Origin of the sequence: Dietzia sp. Cai40 (assembly GCF_014145165.1) — a bacterium.
Lineage (GTDB): Bacteria > Actinomycetota > Actinomycetes > Mycobacteriales > Mycobacteriaceae > Dietzia > Dietzia natronolimnaea.
Genome location: NZ_JAALEB010000191.1, coordinates 1 through 24,312, shown reverse-complemented (window position 1 = coordinate 24,312; position 24,312 = coordinate 1). Strand labels below are relative to the sequence as shown.

Sequence of the window (24,312 nt, the reverse complement as noted above, 5' to 3'; positions counted from 1 at the left end):
AGGCCGCCGCCTGGGCCACCTTCGCCCACGGCCGGGCCGGTGAGCGGCTCGCGGTGCGGGTCGGGCCCACCGGCTTCCTCGCCCGGGAGCTGCTGTCGGAGGTCCCCCGAGTCATGGCCGAGCTCTCGTCCTAGCGGCGCGTCCGTCAGAGCACACCGGGAGCACACCGGGCGCGCCCGCGCGACCGGCTGCATCCCGGCGCCGGGACTGGCAGGCTCGGGTCATGAGTTCGACTGACAAGATCCGTTCCGAGAAGATCCGTTCCGCCATCGACGCCGCCACCGACCCCGGGCCCGACGCGCTGGAACGCGCCCGCATGATCGTCGTGGACAAGCTCGGGGAGTGGGACAGTCTGGGGGTGGACGAGATCGTCGAATCGGTCTGCGAGGCCTACGAGGCCCCTTCGGGCGAGCCGCTGAGACTGGGCGACGTGGACCCCTCCGACCCCGATACGGACACCCCCGCGATGCGACACCTGCGGTACGCCCGGGCGGCCCGCACCGCGATCATCGATCTCGAGCGGGAGGGGGCGATCGTCGCGGTGGACGAGCATCCCGGCGACGCCGAGGCGGTCGACCTGACCGACGACCGGACCGGGGACGGCACCGCCGACGACGACCTCCACGACGACGACGAGGTCACCGCCGTCAAGGAGACCACGGGCCCGGCCGGCCGTGAGTCCGGTGCCGACGAGTTGGTCCTCAGCACCGGCCCGCGACCGCGGGGCCGGCGGTTCGCACTGGCCGCTCGCTGAGGGCCCTGCTCAGAGCGAGGTCGTGGTCTCCGGGTGGTCGGTCTCCCGGAGGGACTTCTGCGCGCCACCGGAGAGTGTGGACTCGCCGAGCCTGGCCTCGCGGTAACGGTCGGCCTGCGCCTGGGTGATCGCCTCGCGGGCGCCGTCCTTGGCGTAGCAGACCGGCAGCCACGCGCCCTGGGAGTCCAGGCGTGCCACTATCCGCTGGCGCAGGCGGAACGGCTGGATGGAGTCCGACCAGGCGACCAGCAGGTCCAGATCGGCCCCGCGGGCGTCCGGGAGCGAGTCGGTGGCGCAGAAGTGCTGGACGCTACGCCAGACGGCGAACTGCGCCCCGGTGACGGAGAGCGGGTCCACGGTGGCCGCCCTGGGCGAGCGCGCCGAGCGACTCCGGGCGGGCTTGCCGGGGGCGGGCCGTGGAGGCGGCGGTGAGGTGTTCTCCCCGGACTCCACGCGTCGGCGCGCCTCCGCCATCCGCTGCTGTCGGCGTTCCGCCGGAGTGCTCTTCTCGCTCGTGTCCCAGAAGCCCGTCATGTCATCAAACTTTACGCGGGTTCCGGCGACCCACACCTCACCCGAACGGCCGGGTGCGGTGGACCTCACATATCCAGGCCGAGGTCGAGGACCGCGACCGAGTGGGTGAGCCCGCCGACGGCGAGGAAGTCGACACCACAGCGCGCGTAGTCGGCGGCGACGTCCAGACCGAGGCCGCCACTGGACTCCAACCGGGTACGGGGTGAGATCGCGTTCCGACGCTGCACGGCCATCTGCGTCTGCCAGACGGGGAAGTTGTCCAGCAGGACCAGGTCCACGCCTGCGTCGAGCATCTGGTCGAGCTGCTCCAGGGAGTCCACCTCGACCTCGCAGGGCAGGTCCGGGAACCGCTCGCGCACGGCGGCCAGCGCCGGAACCACCCCACCGGCGGCCACCACGTGGTTGTCCTTGACCAGGACGGCATCCCCGAGGCCGAGTCGGTGGTTGACCCCGCCGCCGCAGCGGACGGCGTACTTCTGCAGCAGGCGCATGCCGGGCATGGTCTTGCGGGTGTCGCGCACGGCGCAGCCGGTGCCACTGAGCTCGTCGGCCCATGCCCGGGTCGCGGTGGCCACCCCCGAGAGATGGCACACGAGGTTGAGCAGTGTCCGCTCGGCGGTGAGCAGCCCGCGCGTCGGTGCGGTGATCTCGGCCACCACGTCGCCGGCCGAGACGCGGTCACCGTCCCCCGCGCTGAGCGTGACCGAGTAGTCGTCGCCGAGCACCTCGGTCAGGACCATCCCGATCAGCGGCAACCCGGCCACCACCCCGTCGGATCGGGTCGCGAGTCGTGCGGTGGCACGGGAGTCCGCGGGCACGGTGGCCAGCGAGGTGGCGTCCGGGCCGTAACGCAGGTCCTCCTCGAGGGCGCGCCTGATCGCGATCAGGGCGTCGGCACGGGTGTCGGGGTCGAAGAGCTCGTCGTCGTCTCCCCCGGATACCGGCGAACCCACGCCCGCGCCGGTCACTCCCCGGATCCCGGGTTGCCGATGGCGATCATCCGCTCGACGGACCCGCGCGCGGCCTCGGCCGTGGCGGGATCGACGTGCACTTCGTCGGCGCCCTCGACGAGCGCGCGCAGCAGCGCGGCCGGGGTGATCATCTTCATGTAGGGGCAGCTGGCCTGGTCGTTGACCGGGAGGAAGTCGATCTCCGGAGCCGCCTTGCGCAGCTGGTGGATCATCCCGATCTCGGTGGCCACCAGGACCTCGCGGGCACCCGAGGAGCGGGCGGCGTCGACCATCCCGCCGGTGGACAGGATCTTGACCTGATCAGCCGGCACGGCACCCTCGGTGGCGAGGTGCAGCGCGCTCGTGGCGCAGCCGCACTCGGGGTGGACGAACAGCTCGGCGCCCGGGTGGGCCTGCGACTTGGCGGTGAGCTGGTCACCGTTGATCGCGGCGTGGACGTGGCACTCGCCCGCCCACACGAGCACGTTGTCGCGGCCGGTCTTGCGCCGGACGTGCGCGCCGAGGAACTGGTCGGGAAGGAACAGCACCTCGCGGTCCGGGTCGATCGACTCGACCACCTCGACCGCGTTGGAGCTGGTGCAGCAGATGTCCGTGAGGGCCTTCACCGCGGCGGTGGTGTTGACGTAGGAGACCACCACGGCATCGGGGTGCTCGGACTTCCACTCCGCCAACTGCTCGGCGGTGATGGAGTCGGCCAGCGAACAGCCCGCCGCCTCGTCGGGGATGAGGACGGTCTTGTCCGGCGAGAGGATCTTGGCGGTCTCCGCCATGAAGTGGACGCCGCAGAAGATGATGGTCGACTGCTCGGCCTCCGCGGCGATGCGCGACAGGGCCAGGGAGTCCCCCACGTGGTGGGCGATGTCCTGGATGGCGGGGACCTCGTAGTTGTGGGCGAGGATCACCGCGTCACGCTCGCCGGCGAGGCGGCGGATCTCGGCGGCCCACTCCGCGTCGGGTTCGACGCCCGTGTACACCGCGCCGTCGTGGCGGATCCTCGTGGCGAGCGGCGAGTCGAGCCGTCCGACGGTGGTGTCGGGCCGTGGCGCGACCGTGGTGCCGTGTCCTGTGGCAGTGCTCATCGCTGCCCCCTCCCGGGTCGGTTCTGTGGGCCGATACGCCACCGGCCCTGTTTTCGACTTACAATCGAAAACATGATGCAGTGTAACACCGGTCACGAAGTGCTCGTCGTGGTGACCCAGGTGCGACCGGCGCCCGGTGCCACCGCGCCCACGCTCCACGTGATGCTCTGGCGGCACTCCCTCGGGCCCGCCGCCGGCCGGTGGGCGCTGCCCGGCGGTGAGGTCCGGGACGACGAGGACCTGCCCGCCTCCGCCACCCGGCAGCTCGCCGAGAAGGTCGACGTGCAATCGCTCAGCCACCTGGAATCCGTGGCGGAGTTCTCCGACCCGGGGCGCATACCCGGCCGACGCGTGTTCGCCTCCGGGTTCCTCGGCGTCCTCCCCAGCGACGCCGACCCGGCCATCCCCGACGACACGGCCTGGTTCCGGGTCGACCAGCTGCCCGACACCGTCTACGACCACGCGGAGATCGTCGCCCGCGCCCGCGCCCGCCTCGCGGCCAAGCTCTCCTACTCGACCCTGGGGTTCGCCCTGGCGCCCGTGGAGTTCACGCTGTCGTATCTCGCGCAGCTCTACGGCGCCGCCCTGGGCCACCCTGTGGATCCGACCAACCTGCAGAGGGTCCTCACCAGGCGGGGCGAGCTCGTGCGGTGCGGGCGCAGCGCGCCACCGGGGCCCTCGGGGGGTCGGCCCGCCGCGCTCTACCGCTTCTCCGAGCGCAGATTGCGGATAACCGACCAGTTCGCGACCCTCCGGCCGCCTGTCGACGCCGTCGCCGAGAACCGCCTGTAGAGCTCAGGCGAGCCAGTCCGGCGCAGCCGACTCCGGCCGCACTCCGTCGACCCCGTCACGCAACTCCGGCGAGTGGCTGAAATGGGCCAACACCGCGACGGTGAAGGCAGCGATCATCGCGCCGAAGACCAGCCATCCGGCCCCGGGCGGGAACCAGTCCCACGACGGCCCCGACGTCCCGTAGATCATGCGGTCGAAGAACAGCGCCCCCGCCGCCGGCGACTGCGCCACCACCGACCCGTACGGGGCGTCCTCCGCGGGCGGCGCCAGCAACGCGGCGAGCGGCGAGGCGGCCGCCGCGGCGACCGCACACGTCAGCCCCGGAAGCACCACGAGGACGGTGACGCCACCCGGCCTCCGCAGGCCCGGGTGACGGTGCCACAAGGTCAGCACCGCACACACGACGGCCGCCCCGAGGAGGACGATCAACATCAGGAGCTGGCTGCCGCCGTCCGTCCCGGACTCCGGGAGCCGCAACCCCCTCCCGCCGCCCACCGAGAGCAACTCCGAGCGGGGTGCCGCCACGATCCACACCAGCAGCGCGACCACGGCCGGACCGACGACTCCCGACACGGTCCCCACGGCGCGGATCGGCGAGCTGAGCATGGGCCGGACTGTACCAACGCGGGCGCTGTCGACCGTCTGTGGTGTAATCGGACGCGGCTCCGCCATGCTCTTCGGTGCACGCGCTCGCAGAGTCGGGGCGCCTGCACAGACCGGACGACCCGTCAGGAAGTACTCGCCAGTGGCCACCAGCACTCCGATCTCGCCTGCTCGCCGCCGGCGAGGGAAGATGGCCTACCGGCACGACATCGACGGGCTCCGCGGGCTGGCCATCGCACTGGTCGTGGTGTTCCACATCTGGATGGGCCGCGTCTCCGGCGGCGTCGATGTGTTCCTCACCCTCTCCGGGTTCTTCTTCCTGGGATCGCTCCTACGCGGCGCCTCGGACGGGCGCACCGCCCTCAACCCGATCCCCCATCTCACGCGACTGGTCCGTCGGCTGTACCCGGCGTTGGTGGTCACGGTGGCCGCGACCGTCGTGGGGACGATCCTCATCAAGCCCCCTACCCAGTGGTCGGCGATCTTCGAACAGACCCTCGCCTCGCTGCTGTACTACCAGAACTGGGAGCTCGCGCTCACCTCCCAGGACTACGCGGCGGCCGACGCCACCATCTCGCCGCTGCAGCACCTGTGGTCCATGTCGGTGCAGGGCCAGTTCTATCTCGTCGCCCTCGGCGTCGTCCTGGGCCTGACCGCGATGTGGCGGCTCATCGGGCGGGGCGGCTCGCCCAAGTGGATGCTCCTCGGAGTGGTGGCCGTGGGCACCGCGGCCTCGGTGTGGTGGTCCGCCTACGGGCAGGCCGTCAACCAGCCCTGGAACTACTACGACACCGGCGCCCGGATGTGGGAGCTCCTCGTCGGTGGTCTCGTGGCGATCCTGCTGGCGGGGATCGTGCTGCCGTGGCCGTTGCGCATGCTCAGCACCGTCGCCGGGCTGGCGCTCATCGTGAGCTGCGGCTTCGTGATCGACGGCGCCGCCTACTTCCCCGGCCCCCTGGCCTGGTACCCGATCGGCGGGGCCCTGCTGATCATCCTCGGCGGCAACCTCCCCGAGGGCGAGCGCGCGACACCGCGGAGGGACCCGGTCACCTGGCTGCTGTCCGCGCGGGTGTTCCGACGCCTGGGCGACATCTCGTACTCCCTGTACCTGTGGCACTGGCCGCTCCTCATCCTCTGGCTCTCCTACGACCGGCAGGCCGAGATCACGCTGGTGTCGGGGCTGGCGATCGTCGCGGTCTCCGTGGTGCTCGCCCTGTTGACCGAGAAGTACGTCGAGCGACCGCTGCGGATGGCCAGCCGGGCACGCGGGCGGTCCACCCCCGCCGCCCAGAAGCGTGACTCGCTCCGCAAGGGGTCCGGACGCAACGCGCGCGATCAGCGCCGCTTCGTCCAGGCCACCGCCCTCGTCGTGGTGGCCGCGGTGGCCAGCCTCGGGACGGTCGGATGGTGGACCGCCACGTCCGCCTCCCGCTCGGCCGTGCCCTATGTCGACTCACTGACCGACCCGGACCACCCCGGGGCCCGCGCCTTCTTCGACGGCATCCCGGTCCCCGAGGACGCCGACTACGTCCCCTCACTGCTGCAGGTGGGCAACGACCTGCCCGTGAGCACCCTGGACGGCTGCATCTCGAACTTCGAGTCGGCCGAGGTGCAGATGTGCGTGTACGGCGACGTCACCGCGCCGCGCACCATCGCCTTGGTGGGTGGCTCCCACGCCGAGCACTGGATCAGCGGCCTCGACGAGGTCGGCCGACACTACGGCTTCCGGGTGGTCACGGTGCTCAAGATGGGGTGCCCGCTGACCCTGGACGCCTCGGTGTCCGACAGCGACGAGTTGCTGTACGAGAGCTGCGCCGAGTGGACGCCCGCCGCCCTGGCCGCCCTCGTGGGCCTGGCACCCGACTTCGTGTTCACCACCGCCACCCGGCCGGTGGGGGTCGTGGGCCCGGACGTCACCCCGCGCCAGTACGTGGACCTGTGGCGTGCACTCGACCAGCAGGGCATCGGCGTGATCGCCGTCCGGGACACCCCGTGGCTCAACCAGGGCCGCGGCCCGATCCGGGCCGGGGACTGTCTGGGAGACGGCGGCACCCCCGAGGAGTGCGGGATGCCCCGGGAGCGGTCCATCGCGCCGATCAACCCGGCCGGGCTCGCCGGGGCCGGGATCGACTCGGTCCGACTGATCGACCTCACCGACGGCCTGTGCGACCCGGCGAACTGCCCGGTCGTGGTGGGCAACGTGATCGTCTACCACGATTCCCACCACCTCTCCGGGTCGTGGGTCCGGTCCGCGTCGGGCGAACTGGCCAGGCAGATGGGGCCCGCGACCGGCTGGTGGTGACCGCCGGGGGCCCGGCACAGCGGCTCCCGCCCCGAAACGCACTACTGTTGGGCTTTGTGACCAACGACGACGCGCAGCAGTCCGCCCCAGAGCTCATCCGTGCCTGGCCTGGTACCGCCTTCCCCCTCGGTGCCACGTATGACGGAACCGGCACCAACTTCGCGCTGTTCTCCGAGGTGGCCGAGCGCGTCGACCTGTGCCTGATCGACCGCGACGGCGGGGAGCAGTGCGTCGAGCTCACCGAGGTCGACGGTCATATCTGGCACTGCTATCTGTTCGGGGTGACCCCGGGGCAGCGCTACGGCTTCCGGGTGCACGGGCCGTACGAGCCCGAGAACGGTCTGCGCTGCGACCCCTCCAAGCTGTTGCTCGACCCGTACGGCAAGGCCTTCGACGGGGAGTTCGACGGCCACCCGAGCCTGCACAGCTACGACCTGGACGACCCGGGTCGACGGAACACCGAGAACTCCCTCGGTCACACCATGACCACCGTCGTGATCAACCCCTACTTCGACTGGGGCAACGACCGCGCGCCCCGGCACGAGTACCACAACACCGTGATCTACGAGGCCCACGTCAAGGGCATGACCGCCACGCACCCCGACATCCCGGCGGAGATGCGCGGCACCTACGCCGGCATGACCCACCCGGCGATCATCGACTACCTGACCGACCTCGGCGTCACCGCGATCGAGTTGATGCCGGTGCACCAGTTCATGCAGGACCAGCGGTTGATCGACATGGGGCTGCGGAACTACTGGGGGTACAACAGCTTCGGCTTCCTGGCCCCGCACAACGAGTACGCGTTCGCGGAGAAGCCCGGTGACGCGGTGAGCGAGTTCAAGGCGATGGTCAAGGCGTTCCACGACGCCAACATCGAGGTGATCCTGGACGTGGTCTACAACCACACCGCGGAGGGTAACCACATGGGACCCACCATCGCGTTCCGCGGGATCGACAACCAGGCGTACTACCGTCTGGTCGAGGGCGACGAACAGCACTACATGGACTACACGGGCACCGGGAACACGCTCAACGTCCGGCACCCCCACTCCCTGCAGCTCATCATGGACTCGCTGCGGTACTGGGTCCTCGACATGCACGTCGACGGGTTCCGGTTCGATCTCGCCTCCGCCCTGGCCAGGGGGCTGCACGACGTCGACCGGTTGTCCTCGTTCTTCGATCTGGTCCAGCAGGACCCGGTGGTCAGCCAGGTCAAGCTGATCGCCGAGCCGTGGGACGTCGGCGAGGGCGGCTACCAGGTGGGCAACTTCCCGCCGCTGTGGACGGAGTGGAACGGGCAGTTCCGCGACACCGTCCGCGACTTCTGGCGGGGAGAGCCCGCCACTCTCGGCGAGTTCGCCTCCCGCCTGACCGGCTCCTCGGACCTGTACGAGAACACCGGACGTCGCCCCACCGCCTCGATCAACTTCGTCACCGCCCACGACGGCTTCACCCTCAACGACCTGGTCAGCTACAACGAGAAGCACAACGAGGCCAACGGCGAGGACGGCAACGACGGCGAGAGCCACAACCGCTCCTGGAACTGCGGGGTCGAGGGACCCACCGACGACCCCGAGGTGCTGCGTCTGCGCCACCGGCAGCGGCGCAACATGCTGACCACCCTCATCCTGTCGCAGGGCACGCCGATGATCGCCCACGGTGACGAGATCGCCCGCACGCAGGGCGGGAACAACAACGTGTACTGCCAGGACAACGAGATCGCGTGGATGAGCTGGGACCTCGACGAGGAGAAGGAAGACCTCCTCGAGTTCACCCGCACCCTGGTCCGACTGCGGAAGGACCATCCGGTGTTCCGCCGGCGCAGGTTCTTCGGCACCGTTCTCCGCGACGACGAGGACCCGCAGGACATCGCCTGGTTCAGCCCGGACGGGTCCGAGATGACCCACAAGGACTGGGACTCCGGCTTCGGCAAGTCCCTGGCCGTCTATCTCAACGGTGAGGGCATCCACGAACCCGACGAGCGTGGCCAGCGGATCGTCGACGACTCGTTCCTCCTGCTGTTCAACGCCCACCACGAGCCCATCGAGTTCTCGTTGTTGGGGTCCGAGTACGCCGAGAGCTGGGAGGTCGTCCTGGACACCGCGGTCCACCTCGAGGAGCGCACCGGTGAGCTGGGGTCGGACGACACGATCACGGTGGCCGATCGCGGCACGATCGTGCTGCGCAAGGTCACCTGATCGTGACCGCCGCGGATCTGACCGGGACCGGGCCGCTGCGCAGGGGTACGGCCCTGGCGAGCACCTACCGCATCCAACTGCGGACGCCCGCGTCCGACCCGGACGGCCGCGGGTTCGTCCTGGCCGACGTCGAGGCCCTGGTCCCCTACCTCGCCGACCTCGGCGTGGGATCGGTGTACCTGTCGCCGATCCTCGAGGCCACCCCCGGATCGACCCACGGGTACGACGTGGTGGACCCGACCACGGTCGCAGCGGAGCTCGGCGGGATCAGCGCACTGCGGTCGCTGCGGGCGGCCTGCCGGGAGCACGACCTGGGCCTGGTGGTGGACATCGTCCCCAACCACCTGGGCGTGGACCGTCCGGCGGCGAACCGCTGGTGGTGGGACGCGTTGCGCCGGGGCCCGGAGTCGCCGTATTTCACGTACTTCGACTTCGACACCGAGCCCGCCAACGGGGCGGACGGCCGGATAGCGATCCCGGTGTTGGGTTCACCGGAGGACGTCGACCAGCTCGTCGTCGTCACCCCCACCGACACCGCCACAGACACCGACACCTCCGACACGGACGCTGCGGAGGCCGAGCTGCACTTCTACGACCATCGCTTCCCGGCGGCCCCCGGCACCGGGGGCGGGACCGCGCAACAGGTGCACGACCGCCAGCACTATCGGTTGGTCCACTGGCGGGAGCCGCTCCTGGGCTACCGGCGGTTCTTCACCGTGACCGGGCTGGCCGGGCTGCGCCAGGAGGACCCGGCGGTCTTCGACGCCACCCACGCCGAGGTGGCCCGCTGGTGCGAGGAGGATCTGGTCGACGGCATCCGGGTCGACCACCCCGACGGCCTCGCCGATCCCGTGGGCTACACCCGGCGTCTCCGCGGGCTGGCCGGCGAGGACCGGTGGCTGCTGGTGGAGAAGATCCTCGCGCCCGCCGAAGTGCTCGAGCCCGCCATGCCCGTCGACGGGACCACGGGATACGACGCCCTCCGGCTGATCGACCAGATGTTGGTGGACCGGGGCGGACAGGCGCGGTTGACCGAGCTGGCCTCCCGGTACTGCGGCGGCCCCGGCGACGAGGAGCAGGTCCACGATCAGTCCGCCCGTCTCAAGCGGCAGATCGTCCTGGAGGACCTCGCCCCCGAACTGGGCCGCCTGACCCGCGCGGTGCGGCGTGAGGCCGCCCTCGGCGGGGAGCCGAGTGTCGTGACGGGTGGTGACGACGAGGGGGCCCTCCTCCGCGAGGCGTTGGTCTCGGTGATCGAGCGCACGCCCGCCTATCGCGCCGACTATCCCGTCCTCCGCGGGACCCTGCCCGCGATACTGGACGATCTGCACCGCGACCGCCCCGAACTGGCTCCCGTGCTGGGTCTCGTGGCCGGGGCTCTGGCCCGTGGTGCCGAGGCCTCGAGCCGGTTGGCGCAGGTGACCGGTGCGGCCACCGCCAAGGCCGAGGAGGACCGCCTGTTCTACCGGCTCGGCCGGCTGGTCTCGCTCAACGAGGTCGGCGGTTCACCGGGGCGGATGGGCATGCAGGTGGAGGCCTTCCACCTCGCGATGGCCGAACGCGCGCTCGCCTCCCCCCTGGCCATGACGGCGCTCAGCACCCACGACACCAAGCGGGGCGAGGACGTGCGCGCCCGGATCTCGGTCCTCTCCCAGCTGTCCGACGAGTGGGCGGATCTGGTCTCCGAGGTGTTCCGGACGTTCCCCCCGCCCGCCGAGGACGCGGGCTACTTCCTGCTCCAGGTGATCGTGGGGGTGTGGCCGGAGCGCGACGATCCCGCCGACGACCTGCGGTCCCGCCTGCACGACTACGCCGACAAGGCCCTACGTGAGGCCGCCGTGCACACCACCTGGACCGATCAGGACGCGGACTTCGAGTCCGCCGCCCACCGGTGGATCGACACCCTGCTCGACTCGGGCGGCGCGTTGCTCACCCCGTTCGTCGACCGCATCGCCCCCGCCGGGCGTGACAACTCGTTGATCGCCAAGGCGACACAACTGCTGTCCCCCGGGGTCCCCGACGTCTACCAGGGCACGGAGGTGTGGGACGACTCGCTGGTCGACCCGGACAACCGCCGGTTCGTGGACTACGAGCCCCTGCGGTCCGGCGCGGTGGCCCGCGGCGGGCACCCCAAGTTCGCGCTGGTCCGTGAGGCACTGCGGATCCGGCGTGCGCATCCGGCGGCGATGGCGGCCGGCGCGCACGTCCCGCTTCCGGTGCGGGGGCCCGCCGCCGCCGACGTGGTGGCGTTCACCAGGTTCGTCGACGGGCGTGCGGCGGTCGGCATGATCGCCAGGCGGCGGACCGCGGTGGTCGGGGCCGGCGAGTTCGGCGGAACCGAGGTCCTGCTCCCGGAGGGCACCTGGGTGGTACGCCCGGACGGCTCGTCGATCTCCGGCCGGGTGGACGTCGGTGACCTGCTGGCCGGGTCGCCGGTCGTGCTGATCGTCCGCTCGGACGACTGACCGGCCCTACCCGCGGCCCTGGAGGCGGTCGGTCTCGCGTCGCTCTCGCTTGGTCGGCCGCCCCGCTCCCCTCTCCCGCCGCGGCTGTGAGGCCAGCACCTCCCTGGGAGGGGGCGGTGGCGAGTGATCGATGTAGCAGGTCACGGCGACGGGGGCGCCCACCCGTTTGTTGACCGTCCGGACCACCTCGAGGACGCGGATCCGACCGAGCGTGCCCGTCACCTGGACGCGATCTCCGGGCACGACGGCCTTCGACGGTGGCACCGCCTCCCCGTTGACCTTGACGTGCCCGCCGCGGCAGGCGGCCGCCGCCTTGGTCCGCGACGGGAACAGCCGCACCGACCACGTCCACGCGTCCACCCGCACTGCCATAGGGCGAGGATAGCGAGACCGGTCGTCGCTAACCGGTCGGGACACCGTCACGGGGTGTCCGCGCGGCGGCCAGCCGGGTCTCGAGCTCCCGCGCCGCCCGGAGCAGTTCGTCGGGGCCGAGGACGCGGAACCCGGCGTCGAAACGCACGACCGCGGCGATCACGCCGGCCCAGGACCACGACCCGAGCGTCACCCGGGTGGAGTCCGCCGACAGCGCCTCGACCTCGCCGTCGTGCACCCAGCGGGCCACGTCGGTCACGGGGAGGTCGATCTCGACCTCCCCGACGCACGGCCACGCGTCGTCGTGGGCGGACCCCTTCGACCGGCTCGCGAGGAATCCCGTCGCGGTGCCGGTCGGGATCCCCCTGGCCTCGAAGGCGGGCCCGGTGGGTAGTCGTGGGGTCATGCGATCCAGCCGGAACGTGCGCCAGTCGTCCCTGTCCAGGTCCCACGCGACCAGGTACCAGCGTCCGTTCCGCGCCACCACCCCGTGCGGTTGTGTCCGCCGGGACGGTGAATCGGGGTCGCGGTAGCCGAAGCGCAGGGTCATCCTCCTCCGCACCGCCTCGCTGACGGCCTCCACGACGGCGGGGGTGACGCCGGTGGAGTCGACTCCGGTGGGGTGGGCTGAGTTGTCGAACCGGATCCCGTCGATCCGGTGCCGCAGTCGTGAGGGCATCACCTGTCGTACCGTCGCCAGCGCGCGGTGCGCGGCATCACCCATCTCGACACCCGCGGCGGCCGAGTGTCGCAGGGCGATGGCGATCGCGACCGCCTGGTCGTCGTCGAACCTCAGGGGCGGCAACTCCGTCCCCGACTCCATCCGGTACCCGCCGTCGGGCCCCTTCACCGCCTGGATCCGGTACCCCAACTCGCGGAGGCGGTCCACGTCACGACGCACGGTGCGGGTCGTCACCTCCAGGCGCTGCGCCAACTCCTCACCCCGCCAACTCCTCGGGGACTGCAGGAGGGAGAGCAACGCCAGTGTCCGCTCGGGAGCTCCGCTCATGGTCCCATTCTCCCGGAAAAGAGGACACCCCGTGTCCTCGAGCCCCGACACGATGGAGCCGAGCGGCAGATCGCCGCGGATCCGGTCCCACCCGAGGGAGTCACCATGTCAGTCACCACCACCACACATCTCAACCTGCCCGGCACCGCACGGGAGGCGCTCGCGCACTACCAGCGCGCCTTCGGCGGCGAGGTGCACATCACGACCTATGGCGAGGTCGGGATGCCCCAGGACGCCCCGGACGCCGGGAAGGTGGTCTTCGGCCGCGTCACCGCGGACTGCGGCTTCAGCGTCATGGCGTACGACATCCCCGGACGCGACGAGCCCTTCGGTGGTCTCACGACCCGCCAGAACGGCATGACGGTGACCGATCAGCCGTTCTTCGACTCCGTCAGCGTCAGCTCCCTCGGTGAGGCGGAGGGGTACTGGAGCGCACTCGCCGAGGGTGCGACGGTCATCGAGCCCCTCGCGGCGTCCGCGTGGAGCGCCGGCTTCGGGATGCTGACGGACCGGTTCGGCGTCACCTGGAGCGTGGACGTGGCCGGGAACCCGGCGGACTGATCCCACCGCGGTCACCCGGTTGCACGAAGGATCCGGCCGGGGCTCGGGACGGGCCCCGGCCGGGGGCCGCGTGCCCCCCGTGCGAGACTGACATCACAGTCCCGCACGACCTCCTGGAGGGCCCATGACCGACGCCGCCGCCACGCTCGAGCGGATCCTCGACGACCGCTACAGCTGCCGAGGGTTCACCTCCGACCCCGTTCCCGAGGAGACGATCGACCGGATCCTGCAGATGGCCCAGCGCACGGCGTCCTGGTGCAACTCGCAGGCGTGGCAGGTCGACCTGGTGACCGGGCACGCGACAACCGAGTTCGGCAAGCACCTCACGGAGTACGTGTTGGCCAACGGGATGCGCTCGGACCTGCCGGCACCCGAGCGCTACGAGGGCGTGTACGGCGAACGGCGGCGGGCCAGCGGGTACGGCCTCTACACCGCGCTGGGCATCGAGCGCTCGGACAAGGAGGCACGGCTCACGCAGATGCTGGAGAACTACTGTCGCGTGTCGTTAGTTCCTAAATGCTTGGGTGTTTGGGAGAATGGGTCATGCCCAATAACCCGGCTCCGGCTTTGATTCTTCGTGATGGTGACCGCGAGGAGTTGGAGTCGTGGACGCGGTCAACGTCGATCCAATCGGGGTTGGCGATGCGGGCGCGGATTATCCTGCTCGCGGCGGAAGGTCAGGCGAACTCTCGGATCGCTGACCGGGAGCGAACGACGCCGACGACGGTGTGGAAGTGGCGAGGCAGGTATGAGGCGGATGGGATCGCGGGCCTGTTCGACGAGTCGCGCTCTGGCCGGCCGAAGCGGATAGATGACCAGAAGATCATCACCACGACGTTGACTCCTCCGCCGAAGAAGTACGGGGTGACGCACTGGTCCTCACGCCTGCTGGCGGATCATCTGAAGATCGGTAACGCCACCGTGGCCAGGGCGTGGCGCAAGTTCGGGGTGCAGCCTTGGCGGGCCGGAACGTTCAAGTTCTCCACCGATCCCGAACTGGTCGCGAAGGTCACCGACGTGGTGGGGTTGTACTTGGCGCCACCGGACAACGCGATCGTGTTGTGTGTTGACGAGAAGAGTCAGATCCAGGCGCTGGATAGGACCGCGCCGATGCTGCCGATGCGCACCGGCAGCATCGAAAGGCACACCCACGATTACAAGCGGCACGGCACCACGACTCTGTTCGCCGCGTTGGACATTGCGACCGGGCACGTCACCGGCGCGGTCAAGCCGAAGCATCGCCATCAGGAGTTCCTGGCGTTCCTGCGTCAACTCGACCGCGCCTACCCGGAGGTTGACCTGCACTTGGTGATGGACAACTACGCGACCCACAAGACCCCGGCGGTGAAGGTGTGGCTGGCACAGCATCCGCGGTTCCACGTGCACTTCACCCCGACGTCCGGATCCTGGCTCAACCTCGTGGAAGTCTGGTTCGGGATCATCGACCGGCAGGCCATCCGCCGTGGTGTCTTTACATCTGTCAAGGACCTCAATGCCAAGATTCGCCAGTTCATCACGGGCTGGAACGACCGCAAACACCCGTTCGTCTGGACTAAAACTCCCGAACAGATCCTCGCGAAAGCGAACCCTAAACCAACTTCAGAAACGCGACACTACCGGTTCTTCGGCGCCCCGCACGTCGCGGTGATCACCTCGGACGCGGGCCTGGGCACCTACGGCGCGGTGGACTGCGGTGGCTATGTGGCGACGTTCCTCGCGGCGGCGTCCTCGCTGGGCGTGGCCACCTGCGCCCAGGCCGCGCTCGCGCTCTACTCGGACGGGGTCCGCGAGCACCTCGGGATCGGTGAGGACCGGCTGATCGTGTGCGGGATCGCCTTCGGCTACGCCGACCCCGAGCACCCCGCCAACACCTTCCGGGCCGATCGGGCGGATCTCACCGACGTGGTCCGCCGCCACGGCTGACCGGGGACGCCCACGGTCGATCCGGATCCGTCAGTACAGTTCGCGATTCTTGGGCTTGCCCGAGATGGCCTGGCGCACCTGGTTGCCTTTGTAGATCGCCACGATCCCGGCGAGGATCGCCACCACGGTGAAGAACGAGCTGGCGAACAACGCGATCGGCAGCGCCACCACGGTCACGCCCAGCGCGATCGCCGTGGTGCGCGCATCCTTGCGCACCTGCTGCTTCTGGACCTCGATCGAGTTCGGTTGGTAGGGCTGCATGCTCATACCGTCAGGATTCCATATCTCGGCACCGCACCGCGTTCTCGGTGGTCGCCACCCCTGCGGGTTGCCACTCGACCCCACCGGAGGTCCGGGTCGCCAGGATCGGCCCCAGCACCTCGAGCTCCCCGGCGACGGTCAACACCACCCGCCGGCCGTGGTCCACGCCGAGCACCCGCGCACCCGCCCCGCGGACTGCTCCCTCGAGGCCTCCCGCCACCGAGTGGTCGACCTCGGCACGCCACGCCGGCGTCCGCGTGACCTCCACGACCCGACCCGTCCGCCACGCCTGGTCGAGGGCGGCCGACACCGCGGAACCGTACGCCCGGACCAGACCGCCCGTGCCCAACCGGGTGCCGCCGAACCACCGCACGACCACCGCGCTCACCCCGGTGAGCCCACTGCCGCGCAGGACCTCCAGCATGGGGGTGCCGGCGGTTCCGGAGGGTTCGCCGTCGTCGTTCGAGCGCTCGATCCGGCTCGACCCCGGCACGTCCACCAGGAAGGCGCTGCAGTGGTGGCGCGCGGCCGGATGGGCACGGCGGAGGTCGGCGATCAGGTCGCGGGCGGCCTCCTCGTCGTCGCACCTCCTCACCACGGCGAGGAACCTCGAGCGCTTCTCCTCGTACTCGCCGGTGACGTCCGGGCCGGCGGCCAGCCTGAGCACACGTGTCCCGGGGTCGGTCATGGGACCAGTATCGCCGCCCCGCCCCCGGTGGTTTTCCCTACCCTGGGGGTGTGACCTTCCCGAGCAGTGACACGTTCTCCGTCTGGGCGCCGACAGCCGAGGCCGTCGGCCTGGTCCTGGACTCCGCCGACGCCGATCCGATCGCCATGCACCGCACCGCCGACGGCTGGTGGGCCTCGACCGTCGTCCGCGAGCAGGGCAGGGACTACGGGTTCGTGGTGACGGGCGACGATGGCGAGGTGAGCGACGCGCGTCCCGACCCGCGGTCGGCGCGTCAGCCCGACGGCGTGCACGGGCTCTCGCGGGTGCACCGGGTGGACGCGACGCGCTGGACCGACTCGGCCTGGACGGGTCGGCAACTGGCCGGGTCACTCCTGTATGAGATGCACGTGGGAACCTTCTCCCCCGGTGGCACCCTGACCAGCGCGATCGAGTACCTCGACGACCTGGTGGAGCTGGGCGTGGACATGGTCGAGGTGATGCCCGTCAACGCGTTCAACGGCGAGTACGGCTGGGGTTACGACGGGGTGGCGTGGTTCGCCGTGCACGAGCCGTACGGAGGACCGGACGCGTTCCAGCAGTTCGTGGACGCCTGCCACGCCCGCGGACTGGGAGTGTGTCTTGACGTGGTCTACAACCACCTCGGGCCGTCGGGGAACTACCTGCCCGAGTTCGGCCCGTACCTGTCCGCCGCCGACGGGCCGTGGGGATCGGGGCTCAACCTCGACGGCCGCCACTCGGGCGAGGTGCGCCGGTACATCATCGACAACGCCCTGCGCTGGTTCGACGAGTTCCACGTGGACGCCCTGCGCCTGGACGCGGTCCACGCCCTGCACGACGCCTCGGCCGTGCACCTGCTCGAGCAGCTGGCGGTGGAGGTCGAGTCCCTCTCCGCCCACCTCGGGCGACCGTTGTCGCTGATCGCGGAGTCGGACCAGAACGACCCCCGGTTGGTCACCGCGAGAGAGGGCGGCGGACTGGGCCTCACCGGACAGTGGGACGACGACGTGCACCACGCGGTCCACGCCGCGGTCTCCGGTGAACGCCAGGGCTACTACTCGGACTTCGGGTCACTCGAGTCACTCCGGCAGGTCCTCACCGGGGCGTTCCTCCACGCCGGGACGTGGTCGGCGTTCCGGGGGCGGGTCCACGGCCGCCCGCTGGATGTCGGACGGGTCCCGGGCAGCCGGTTCGTGGCGTACACGCTCACCCACGACCAGGTGGGCAACCGCGCCGCGGGTGACCGGCCCTCCGTGAACCTCTCACCCGCGCAGCAGCTGGCCAAGGCCGCGATCGTCCTGTGCTCCCCCTTCACGCCGATGCTGTTCCAGGGCGAGGAATGGGGCGCGCGTACCCCGTTCTGCTTCTTCACCTCGCACCCCGAGCCCGAGCTCGCCGACGCCGTGCGCCGGGGCCGGACCCGCGAGTTCGCCGAGATGGGATGGGACCCGGCCACGGTGGCCGACCCCCAGGACCCGGAGACGTTCCGGCGGTCGGTGCTGGACCGGTCCGAGCAGACCCGGGACCAGCACGCCGAGATCCTCCGGGGGTACCGCGCACTCATCGCCCTCCGGCGGGCCGAGCCCGAGCTGACCGATCCGTGGCTCGGGTCGGTCCGCGTGCGGTGCGGGGTCGAGGCCGACGACGGCCGCTGGCTGATCGTCCACCGCGGATCGCTCGCCCTGGTGGTGAACCTGGGAACCGAGCCGAGCAGGGTCCCGGTGGCCGGCGAGGCGGTGCTGGCCTCGGGGGCGGTGGTCGACGAGGACTCGGTCTTCTGTCAGGCGTTCGGGTTCGCGGTGGTGCGCACCCGCCCGGACACCGGGTAGACGGGCCTCAGGTCAGGTACTCGTACGCCGCGGTGCCGGGCTCGAGCCGCTCACAGTCGATCCGGGAGGCCTCCATCCGCTCGAGCAGGGAGTGCAGGCCCGTGGCGGAGCCGAGTTCGATACCCACGAGGGCGGCCCCGTACTCGCGGTTGTTGCGCTTGAGGTACTCGAACTGCGTGATGTCGTCCTCCGGACCCAGCACCTCGTCGAGGAATCGACGCAGTTGGCCGGGCTCCTGGGGGAACTTGACCAGGAAGTAGTGCTTCAGCCCCTGGTGCACCAACGAGCGTTCAATGATCTCGCTGTACCGCGAGACGTCGTTGTTACCGCCCGAGATGATGCAGACGACCGTCGCGCCCTCGTCGATCTCGAGCTGCTCGAGTGCGGTGACCGCCAGCGCGCCGGCGGGCTCGGAGATGATCCCCTCGTTCTGGTACAGCTCCAGCATCGCCGTACACACCGCACCCTCGTCCACGGTGAGGACCTGGATCCGCTCGGTCATCGACGAGATCACCCCGAACGGGAAATCCCCGAGCCGTGCCACCGACGCACCGTCGACGAAAGTGTCCACGGTGTCGAGGGTGACGGGCTCGCCCGCCTCGAGAGCCCGGGTCAGAGAGGGCGCTCCCGCGGGTTCCACCGCGATGATCTTGCAGTCGGGCGCGTACTCCGCCAGGTAGGTGGCGAGCCCGCCCACCAGACCGCCGCCGCCGACCGGCACCACCACCGCATCGGGGACCCGGTCGAGCTGCGCCAGGATCTCCGCCGCGATGGTTCCCTGACCGGCCATGGTGTCCGGGTGGTCGAACGGCGGGACCATCGTCGCACCGGTCCGCTCGGCGTCGGCGCGGGCCGCGGTCTGGGCGGCGTCGAAGTTGACGCCGGTGACCACCAGCTCCACCCAGTTGCGACCGTGGGCGAGGATCCGATCCCGCTTCTGCTTGGGGGTGTTGGTGGGGACGTAGATGCGGCCATTGATCCCGAGGCTCCGGCAGGCGAACGCGACGCCCTGGGCGTGGTTGCCGGCGCTCGCCGTCACCACGCCCGCGCTGCGCTCGTCACCGGTCAACTGCGACATCAGGTTGTACGCGCCCCGGATCTTGTACGACCGCACCGCCTGCTGGTCCTCGCGCTTGAGCAGGATGGTCGCGCCGGTCTGCTCGCTCAACCGCTCGCTCTGGTGCAGTTCGCTCGCGAGGATCACGTCGCCGATGCGGCGGGCGGCGATGTCGATGTCGTCTGGGGTCACTACCTGGGTCGCGGCGGAGTCGGTGACGGTCACGACGACCAGTGTCCCACCGTGCGGTCCGTCACCGCCAACTGGTCATCCGGTGAGACAACCCGGCCCGAGCAGCGCCTTGAGATCCCCCATGAGCGAGGAGGACGTCTCCACCCGCAGATGGTCGTCCAGTCGCAACACCGTCGAGGAGTTCCCGTTGACCAGCCGCAGGTGGACGTCGGAGGGTCCGGGGTGTCGGCCGAGCACCTGTTTGAGGGCGGTAACGGTCTCGATGGTGCACATCCGGGTGGGCAGGGTCAGCGCCAGCGGGGCGCCGTTGCCGCCCACGACCAGGTCCGGCACCTCGAGGGTGTCACCGAACACCGACACCCGGTCCTCACGGATGTTGATGCGCGCCTTGACCAGGACGACCGCGTCCTCGGCGATGTCGAGGGCGGCGAGGCGGTACGTCTTGGGGAAGAAGAGCACCTCGACGCTGCCGTTGAAGTCCTCGATGGTCACGATCGCCCACGGTTCGCCGTTCTTGTTGACCCGCCGATCCACGCCGGAGATGATCCCGCCGATGGTCACCGCGGTGCCGTGCGCGAGTTCGCCCTCGTGGATGGTGGCGATCGACGTGTCGGTCTTGGCGGCGAGCGCGGACTCCAGCCCGTCGAGAGGGTGGCCCGAGACGTACAGACCGAGCATCTCCCGCTCGAGCGCCAGCTTCTGCTTGATCTCCCATTCCTCGTCGGGGACGCGGACCGCGAAGACGTCGCTGAAGGCGGAGGCGCCTCCCGACTCGTCGGCGTCCCCCCCGCCGAACAGGTCGAACTGGCCCACCGCCTCGGCCTTCTTGGTGGACATCACCGACTCGACCGCGTCGGCGTGCACCAGGAACAGACCCTTGCGCGGATGCCCCAGGGAGTCGAACGCACCGGCCTTGATCAGCGATTCCGTGACCTTCTTGGTGCACGCGGTCTGGTCGATCTTGGCCAGGTAGTCGGAGAAGTCCGTGAAGGCCCCCTTCTCCGTGCGGGCGGCCACGACGGAGTCCACGACGTGCGAACCGACGTTGCGGACCGCACCCATACCGAACCGGATGTCCGTGCCCACCGAGGCGAAATTGGTGAGCGACTCGTTGACGGACGGAGGCAGGACCCGGATCCCCATCTGCCGGCAGTTGGACAGGTACAGCGCGGCCTTGTCCTTGTCGTCACCCACGGAGGTGAGCAGGGCGGCCATGTACTCCGCCGGATAGTTGGCCTTGAGGTAGCCGGTCCAGAAGGACACCAGCCCGTACCCCGCCGCATGGGACTTGTTGAACGCGTACGAGGCGAAGGGCTCGATGGTCCCCCACAGGGCGTCCACGGCCTCCTTGGAGAAGCCGCGCTCGAACATCCCGCCCGAGAACTTCTCGTACTCGGCGGCCAGGACCTCGGCCTTCTTCTTGCCCATGGCCTTGCGGAAGCCGTCGGCCTCACCGGCGGTGTATCCCGCGAGCTCGCGGGAGATGGCCATGATCTGCTCCTGGTACACGATCAGACCGTGGGTCTCGCCGAGGATCACCCGGAGCGGCTCCTCCAGCTCCGGGTGGATCGGCACCAGTTCCTGCTTGCCGTTCTTGCGGTCGGCGTAGTTCCAGTGCGTCCCCATCCCCATGGGGCCGGGTCGGTACAGCGCGAGGGCGGCCACGATGTCGTTGAAGCCGGTGGGCTTCATGCGCTTGAGCAGCTCACGCATGCCACCGGAGTCCAGCTGGAACACGCCGAGGGTGTCACCGCTGGCCAGCAGGTCGTAGGTCGCCTGGTCATCGGTGCTGAGCGTGTCGAGGTCGATCTCCTCGCCGCGGTTGGACTTGATGTTCTCCAGGCAGTCCCCGATCACGGTGAGGTTGCGCAGGCCCAGGAAGTCCATCTTGAGCAGGCCGATGTCCTCACACGAGGGGTAGTCCCACCCGGTGATCAGGGCGCCGTCCTGCGCCCGCTTCCACATGGGGATCACGTCGAGCAGCGGCTCGGAGGACATGATCACCGCGCACGCGTGGACACCCGCCTGCCGGACCATGCCCTCGAGTCCGCGGGCCGTGTCGTAGATCCGCTTGACGTCCGGGTCGGTCTCGATGAGCTGACGGACCTCCGAGGCCTCGCCGTACCGCTCGTGCTTGGGGTCGGTGATGCCCGACAGCGGGATGTCCTTGGCCATGATCGCCGGTGGCAGGGCCTTGGTGATCCGGTCGGCGATCGCGTACCCGGGCTGGCCGAAGTTCACGCGCGCGGCGTCCTTGATGGCGGCTTTGGTCTTGATGGTGCCGAACGTGATGACCTGGGCGATCTTGTCGGCGCCCCACTTGTCGCTGGCGTAGCGGATCATCTCGCCGCGGCGACGGTCGTCGAAGTCGATATCGATATCCGGGGCGGACGGGCGCTCCGGGTTGAGGAACCGCTCGAACAGCAGGCCGTGCTCGATCGGGTCGATATTGGTGATCTTGAGCGCGTACGCCACCAGCGCACCCGCCGCGGACCCTCGGCCCGGGCCGACCTTGATCCCGATGGAGCGGGCGTACTCGATGAGGTCACCGACCACGAGGAAGTACCCGGGGTACCCCTTGCCCTTGATCACCTCGAGCTCGAACTCCGCGCGGTCCAGGTACTCCTGCGGAACCCCCGCGGGGAACCGCCACTCCAGGCCCTTGTGGACCTCTCGGGCGAGCCAGGTGTCCTCCGTCTCGCCCTCGGGCACGGGGAACTTGGGCATCCGGTCCTTCGGCGCCCAGATCTCGTCGTACGGCTGGACGCGTTCGGCGATCCACAGCGTGTTGTCGCACCCACCGGGGACCTCGGTGTCCCACTGGGCGCGCATCTCCGCCGCGGACTTGAGGAAGTACCCGTCGCCGTCGAACTTGAAGCGGTTCTCGTCGGCGAGGGTCTTGCCCGTCTGTACGCACAGCATCGCCTCGTGCGCGTGGGACTGCTCGCGGGTGACGTAGTGGCAGTCGTTGGTCACCAACGGCGGCATGCCCAGGTCCTTGCCGAGCTTGAGCAGGTCCTCGCGGACCCGCCGCTCGATGTCGATCCCGTGGTCCATGAGCTCCAGGAAGAAGTTGTCCTTCCCGAAGATCGACTGCCACTTCTCGGCCGCCTCGTAGGCCTCCTTGTGATGGCCCAGGCGCAGGCGGGTCTGGATCTCGCCGGAGGGACAACCCGATGTGGCGATGATCCCCTCGGAGTGCTCGGCCAGGATCTCGGCGTCCATCCGGGCCCACTTGCCCAGCTGTCCCTCGTAGGAGGCCAGCGAGGACAGCAGGAACAGGTTGCGCAGGCCGGTGGCGTTCTCGGCGACCATGGTCATGTGGGTGTAGGCGCCCGAACCCGCGACGTCGTCACCCTTCTGGTGCTTCTCGCCCCACAGCACGCGCTTCTTGTTGAACCTCGACTCGGGTGCGACGTACGCCTCGATACCGATGATGGGCTTGATGCCGGTCTTGACGGCCTGCTTGTAGAAGTCCGAGGACCCGTACATGTTGCCGTGGTCGGTCATGCCCACCGCGGGCATCCCGAGCCTGGAGGCCTCGGCGAACATCGGGTTGATCTGCGCCATCCCGTCGAGCATCGAGAACTCGGTGTGATTGTGCAGATGCACGAACTGGGATCCGCCCACGCAGCATTCCTCCTACGGCTTGTCCGGCCCAGTGTAGGTCGGTTATCCGACACGACCCGAAACGCCAGCATGCGTCGGGCGGCGTGACCGTCCGGCCAGCGTGAACGCGATCACGGCCACCCAGATCAACGCGAAGCCGGTCCACTGGACCGCGTCCAGTCGCTCCCCGACCACCAGGATCCCCCAGGCCATCTGCAGGACCGGGATGATGTACTGCAGCATGCCGACGGTGGCCAGGGGTATCCGCTGGGCGGCCACCGCGAACAACAGCAACGGCACCACGGTCACCAGGCCCGAGGTGGCGAGCAACGCCGCGTGCCCCACCCCGTGTCCGGTGAACGTGCCCGCGCCGGTCACACCCAGCCACACCAGAACGGCGAGCGCGAGCGGCGCGATGAGCAGCACCTCGCCGGTCATCCCCACCACCGGGTCCACCCGGAGCTTCTTCTTGAAGACCCCGTAGAGGCCGAAACTCGACGCCAGGAGCACCGAGAGGTACGGGAAGTGTCCGTACCCCACGGTGAGAACCCCCACCGCGACGGCGGCGAGGGCCACCGCGAACACCTGGGGGCGGTTCAGCCGTTCGCGGAAGACCAGGACTCCCAGGAGCACGCTCACCAGGGGGTTGATCGTGTATCCCAGGGCCGCCTCGGTGACCCGCTCGGAGTTGACCGTGTGGACGTACACACCCCAGTTCACGGTGATGAACGCGGCGGCGCCGGCGATCCGCGCCCACGAGAGGCGGTCGAGCGCCCACAGCTCCCGCCACCGTCGCATGACGGTGAGCACCAGCGCCATGATCACCAGCGACCACACGATGCGGTGGCCCACGATCTCGACCGCACCGGCGGGCTCGAGCAGCGGGAAGAACGCGGGGAAGAAGCCCCAGAGCGTGTACGCCAGGACCCCGGCGAGCATCCCGAGCGCCACCGACCGGTCGGCGGGATCCCGCCCGCGGAGCTCCCCTCCCCGCTCGGTCATCCGCACCACCCCGGCACCCGCGCGCTCACGCCGACGGCACGGGGGCGTCGTCGGGGAGGGGGAACGCGGCGTCGACCTGCTGGGGCTGGAGCGGGCGGACGGCGAAGC

At 70.0% G+C, this 24,312-nt stretch carries 20 protein-coding genes; 9 read left to right on the top strand and 11 right to left on the bottom strand.

All coding sequences use genetic code 11. The features are described from left to right. The first annotated feature begins 223 nt into the window (after window positions 1-223). A complete protein-coding gene (locus tag G6022_RS08435) occupies window positions 224-754 on the top strand; it encodes a hypothetical protein (protein WP_182616726.1) in 531 nt (176 codons plus the stop codon). 9 nt (window positions 755-763) lie between these two features. Here the strand turns inward: G6022_RS08435 and G6022_RS08430 are convergent, their stop codons facing one another. The 3 genes from G6022_RS08430 to nadA form a co-directional block, all read right to left on the bottom strand. Further along, window positions 764-1,288: a hypothetical protein gene (locus G6022_RS08430; RefSeq protein WP_182616728.1), complete on the bottom strand. Its 525-nt coding sequence runs from the start codon at window positions 1,286-1,288 to the stop codon at window positions 764-766. 65 nt (window positions 1,289-1,353) lie between these two features. Beyond that, a complete protein-coding gene (gene nadC, locus G6022_RS08425; protein ID WP_182610795.1) occupies window positions 1,354-2,175 on the bottom strand; it encodes a carboxylating nicotinate-nucleotide diphosphorylase in 822 nt (273 codons plus the stop codon). A gap of 77 nt (window positions 2,176-2,252) precedes the next feature. After that, window positions 2,253-3,338 (bottom strand): quinolinate synthase NadA, encoded by a 1,086-nt coding sequence (gene nadA, locus G6022_RS08420; protein ID WP_187700272.1) that lies wholly within the window; start codon window positions 3,336-3,338, stop codon window positions 2,253-2,255. A gap of 72 nt (window positions 3,339-3,410) precedes the next feature. Here nadA and G6022_RS08415 point away from each other — a divergent pair, with 72 nt between their 5' ends. Beyond that, window positions 3,411-4,130, top strand: coding sequence for an NUDIX domain-containing protein (locus tag G6022_RS08415; RefSeq protein WP_179525094.1), 720 nt, complete (start codon window positions 3,411-3,413; stop codon window positions 4,128-4,130). A 3-nt stretch (window positions 4,131-4,133) separates the two neighbouring features. Here G6022_RS08415 and G6022_RS08410 read toward each other — a convergent pair whose 3' ends face one another. Continuing rightward, on the bottom strand, window positions 4,134-4,736 hold the full coding sequence (locus G6022_RS08410; RefSeq protein WP_187701306.1) for a hypothetical protein: 603 nt from the start codon (window positions 4,734-4,736) through the stop codon (window positions 4,134-4,136). Between the two features lie 139 nt (window positions 4,737-4,875). On the opposite strand from G6022_RS08410, the gene G6022_RS08405 reads away from it, so the two are divergent. From G6022_RS08405 to treY, 3 genes are read left to right on the top strand one after another with little or no spacing between them, the layout of a single operon-like run. Further along, window positions 4,876-7,035: an acyltransferase family protein gene (locus tag G6022_RS08405; RefSeq protein WP_182609853.1), complete on the top strand. Its 2,160-nt coding sequence runs from the start codon at window positions 4,876-4,878 to the stop codon at window positions 7,033-7,035. A 56-nt stretch (window positions 7,036-7,091) separates the two neighbouring features. Beyond that, a complete protein-coding gene (gene glgX / locus G6022_RS08400; protein ID WP_182609854.1) occupies window positions 7,092-9,236 on the top strand; it encodes a glycogen debranching protein GlgX in 2,145 nt (714 codons plus the stop codon). A gap of 2 nt (window positions 9,237-9,238) precedes the next feature. Beyond that, the gene (treY, locus tag G6022_RS08395) at window positions 9,239-11,701 is read left to right on the top strand and encodes a malto-oligosyltrehalose synthase (protein ID WP_182691347.1); all 2,463 of its coding nucleotides are present in this window, start codon (window positions 9,239-9,241) and stop codon (window positions 11,699-11,701) included. A 6-nt stretch (window positions 11,702-11,707) separates the two neighbouring features. Here treY and G6022_RS08390 read toward each other — a convergent pair whose 3' ends face one another. Together G6022_RS08390 and G6022_RS08385 are read right to left on the bottom strand one after the other, a co-directional pair. Beyond that, window positions 11,708-12,073, bottom strand: a complete 366-nt coding sequence (locus G6022_RS08390) for an RNA-binding S4 domain-containing protein (RefSeq protein ID WP_179525090.1) — start codon at window positions 12,071-12,073, stop codon at window positions 11,708-11,710. Between the two features lie 28 nt (window positions 12,074-12,101). Continuing rightward, entirely contained in the window at window positions 12,102-13,082 is a 981-nt protein-coding gene (locus tag G6022_RS08385) for a transcriptional regulator (protein WP_182617947.1), read from the bottom strand. A 105-nt stretch (window positions 13,083-13,187) separates the two neighbouring features. Between G6022_RS08385 and G6022_RS08380 the strand changes: the two genes are divergently transcribed. The 3 genes from G6022_RS08380 to G6022_RS08370 all read left to right on the top strand — a co-directional run bounded on the left by G6022_RS08380 (window position 13,188) and on the right by G6022_RS08370 (window position 15,566). Further along, complete coding sequence (locus tag G6022_RS08380; protein ID WP_182609567.1) at window positions 13,188-13,643, top strand: VOC family protein; 456 nt, start codon at window positions 13,188-13,190, stop codon at window positions 13,641-13,643. A gap of 124 nt (window positions 13,644-13,767) precedes the next feature. After that, window positions 13,768-14,214, top strand: a complete 447-nt coding sequence (locus tag G6022_RS08375; RefSeq protein WP_241731122.1) for a nitroreductase family protein — start codon at window positions 13,768-13,770, stop codon at window positions 14,212-14,214. After that, window positions 14,187-15,566, top strand: coding sequence for an IS630 family transposase (locus G6022_RS08370; protein WP_182638563.1), 1,380 nt, complete (start codon window positions 14,187-14,189; stop codon window positions 15,564-15,566). Before G6022_RS08375 ends, G6022_RS08370 begins: the two co-directional genes overlap by 28 nt. Before the next feature lie 30 nt (window positions 15,567-15,596). On the opposite strand, the gene G6022_RS08365 is transcribed toward G6022_RS08370, so the two are convergent. Both G6022_RS08365 and G6022_RS08360 read right to left on the bottom strand, forming a co-directional pair. Continuing rightward, window positions 15,597-15,833 carry a hypothetical protein gene (locus G6022_RS08365; RefSeq protein ID WP_179525086.1) on the bottom strand — a complete coding sequence of 79 codons (237 nt, stop codon included), beginning with the start codon at window positions 15,831-15,833 and terminating at the stop codon, window positions 15,597-15,599. Window positions 15,834-15,837: 4 nt separating this feature from the next. After that, a complete protein-coding gene (locus tag G6022_RS08360) occupies window positions 15,838-16,515 on the bottom strand; it encodes a YigZ family protein (protein ID WP_182638562.1) in 678 nt (225 codons plus the stop codon). A gap of 50 nt (window positions 16,516-16,565) precedes the next feature. Between G6022_RS08360 and treZ the strand changes: the two genes are divergently transcribed. After that, window positions 16,566-18,344 (top strand): malto-oligosyltrehalose trehalohydrolase, encoded by a 1,779-nt coding sequence (gene treZ / locus G6022_RS08355; protein ID WP_179525084.1) that lies wholly within the window; start codon window positions 16,566-16,568, stop codon window positions 18,342-18,344. Between the two features lie 7 nt (window positions 18,345-18,351). Here treZ and ilvA read toward each other — a convergent pair whose 3' ends face one another. The 3 genes from ilvA to rarD are packed head-to-tail and all read right to left on the bottom strand — an operon-like array spanning window position 18,352 to window position 24,204. Then, the gene (gene ilvA / locus G6022_RS08350; protein WP_179525083.1) at window positions 18,352-19,626 is read right to left on the bottom strand and encodes a threonine ammonia-lyase IlvA; all 1,275 of its coding nucleotides are present in this window, start codon (window positions 19,624-19,626) and stop codon (window positions 18,352-18,354) included. A 42-nt stretch (window positions 19,627-19,668) separates the two neighbouring features. Further along, window positions 19,669-23,223, bottom strand: a complete 3,555-nt coding sequence (gene dnaE / locus G6022_RS08345) for a DNA polymerase III subunit alpha (RefSeq protein WP_182610097.1) — start codon at window positions 23,221-23,223, stop codon at window positions 19,669-19,671. 42 nt (window positions 23,224-23,265) lie between these two features. Continuing rightward, window positions 23,266-24,204, bottom strand: a complete 939-nt coding sequence (rarD, locus tag G6022_RS08340; RefSeq protein ID WP_182638561.1) for an EamA family transporter RarD — start codon at window positions 24,202-24,204, stop codon at window positions 23,266-23,268. Window positions 24,205-24,312 lie beyond the last annotated feature (108 nt).

What these genes read in the sequence shown, in the direction of transcription:
- G6022_RS08435 (WP_182616726.1), top strand. Translation starts at nt 224, where the DNA reads ATGAGTTCGACTGACAAGATCCGTTCCGAGAAGATCCGTTCCGCCATC.
- G6022_RS08430 (WP_182616728.1), bottom strand. Translation starts at nt 1,288, where the DNA reads ATGACGGGCTTCTGGGACACGAGCGAGAAGAGCACTCCGGCGGAACGC.
- nadA (WP_187700272.1), bottom strand. Translation starts at nt 3,338, where the DNA reads ATGAGCACTGCCACAGGACACGGCACCACGGTCGCGCCACGGCCCGAC.
- G6022_RS08415 (WP_179525094.1), top strand. Translation starts at nt 3,411, where the DNA reads ATGATGCAGTGTAACACCGGTCACGAAGTGCTCGTCGTGGTGACCCAG.
- G6022_RS08410 (WP_187701306.1), bottom strand. Translation starts at nt 4,736, where the DNA reads ATGCTCAGCTCGCCGATCCGCGCCGTGGGGACCGTGTCGGGAGTCGTC.
- G6022_RS08390 (WP_179525090.1), bottom strand. Translation starts at nt 12,073, where the DNA reads ATGGCAGTGCGGGTGGACGCGTGGACGTGGTCGGTGCGGCTGTTCCCG.
- G6022_RS08385 (WP_182617947.1), bottom strand. Translation starts at nt 13,082, where the DNA reads ATGAGCGGAGCTCCCGAGCGGACACTGGCGTTGCTCTCCCTCCTGCAG.
- G6022_RS08380 (WP_182609567.1), top strand. Translation starts at nt 13,188, where the DNA reads ATGTCAGTCACCACCACCACACATCTCAACCTGCCCGGCACCGCACGG.
- G6022_RS08375 (WP_241731122.1), top strand. Translation starts at nt 13,768, where the DNA reads ATGACCGACGCCGCCGCCACGCTCGAGCGGATCCTCGACGACCGCTAC.
- G6022_RS08370 (WP_182638563.1), top strand. Translation starts at nt 14,187, where the DNA reads ATGCCCAATAACCCGGCTCCGGCTTTGATTCTTCGTGATGGTGACCGC.
- G6022_RS08365 (WP_179525086.1), bottom strand. Translation starts at nt 15,833, where the DNA reads ATGAGCATGCAGCCCTACCAACCGAACTCGATCGAGGTCCAGAAGCAG.
- G6022_RS08360 (WP_182638562.1), bottom strand. Translation starts at nt 16,515, where the DNA reads ATGACCGACCCCGGGACACGTGTGCTCAGGCTGGCCGCCGGCCCGGAC.
- rarD (WP_182638561.1), bottom strand. Translation starts at nt 24,204, where the DNA reads ATGACCGAGCGGGGAGGGGAGCTCCGCGGGCGGGATCCCGCCGACCGG.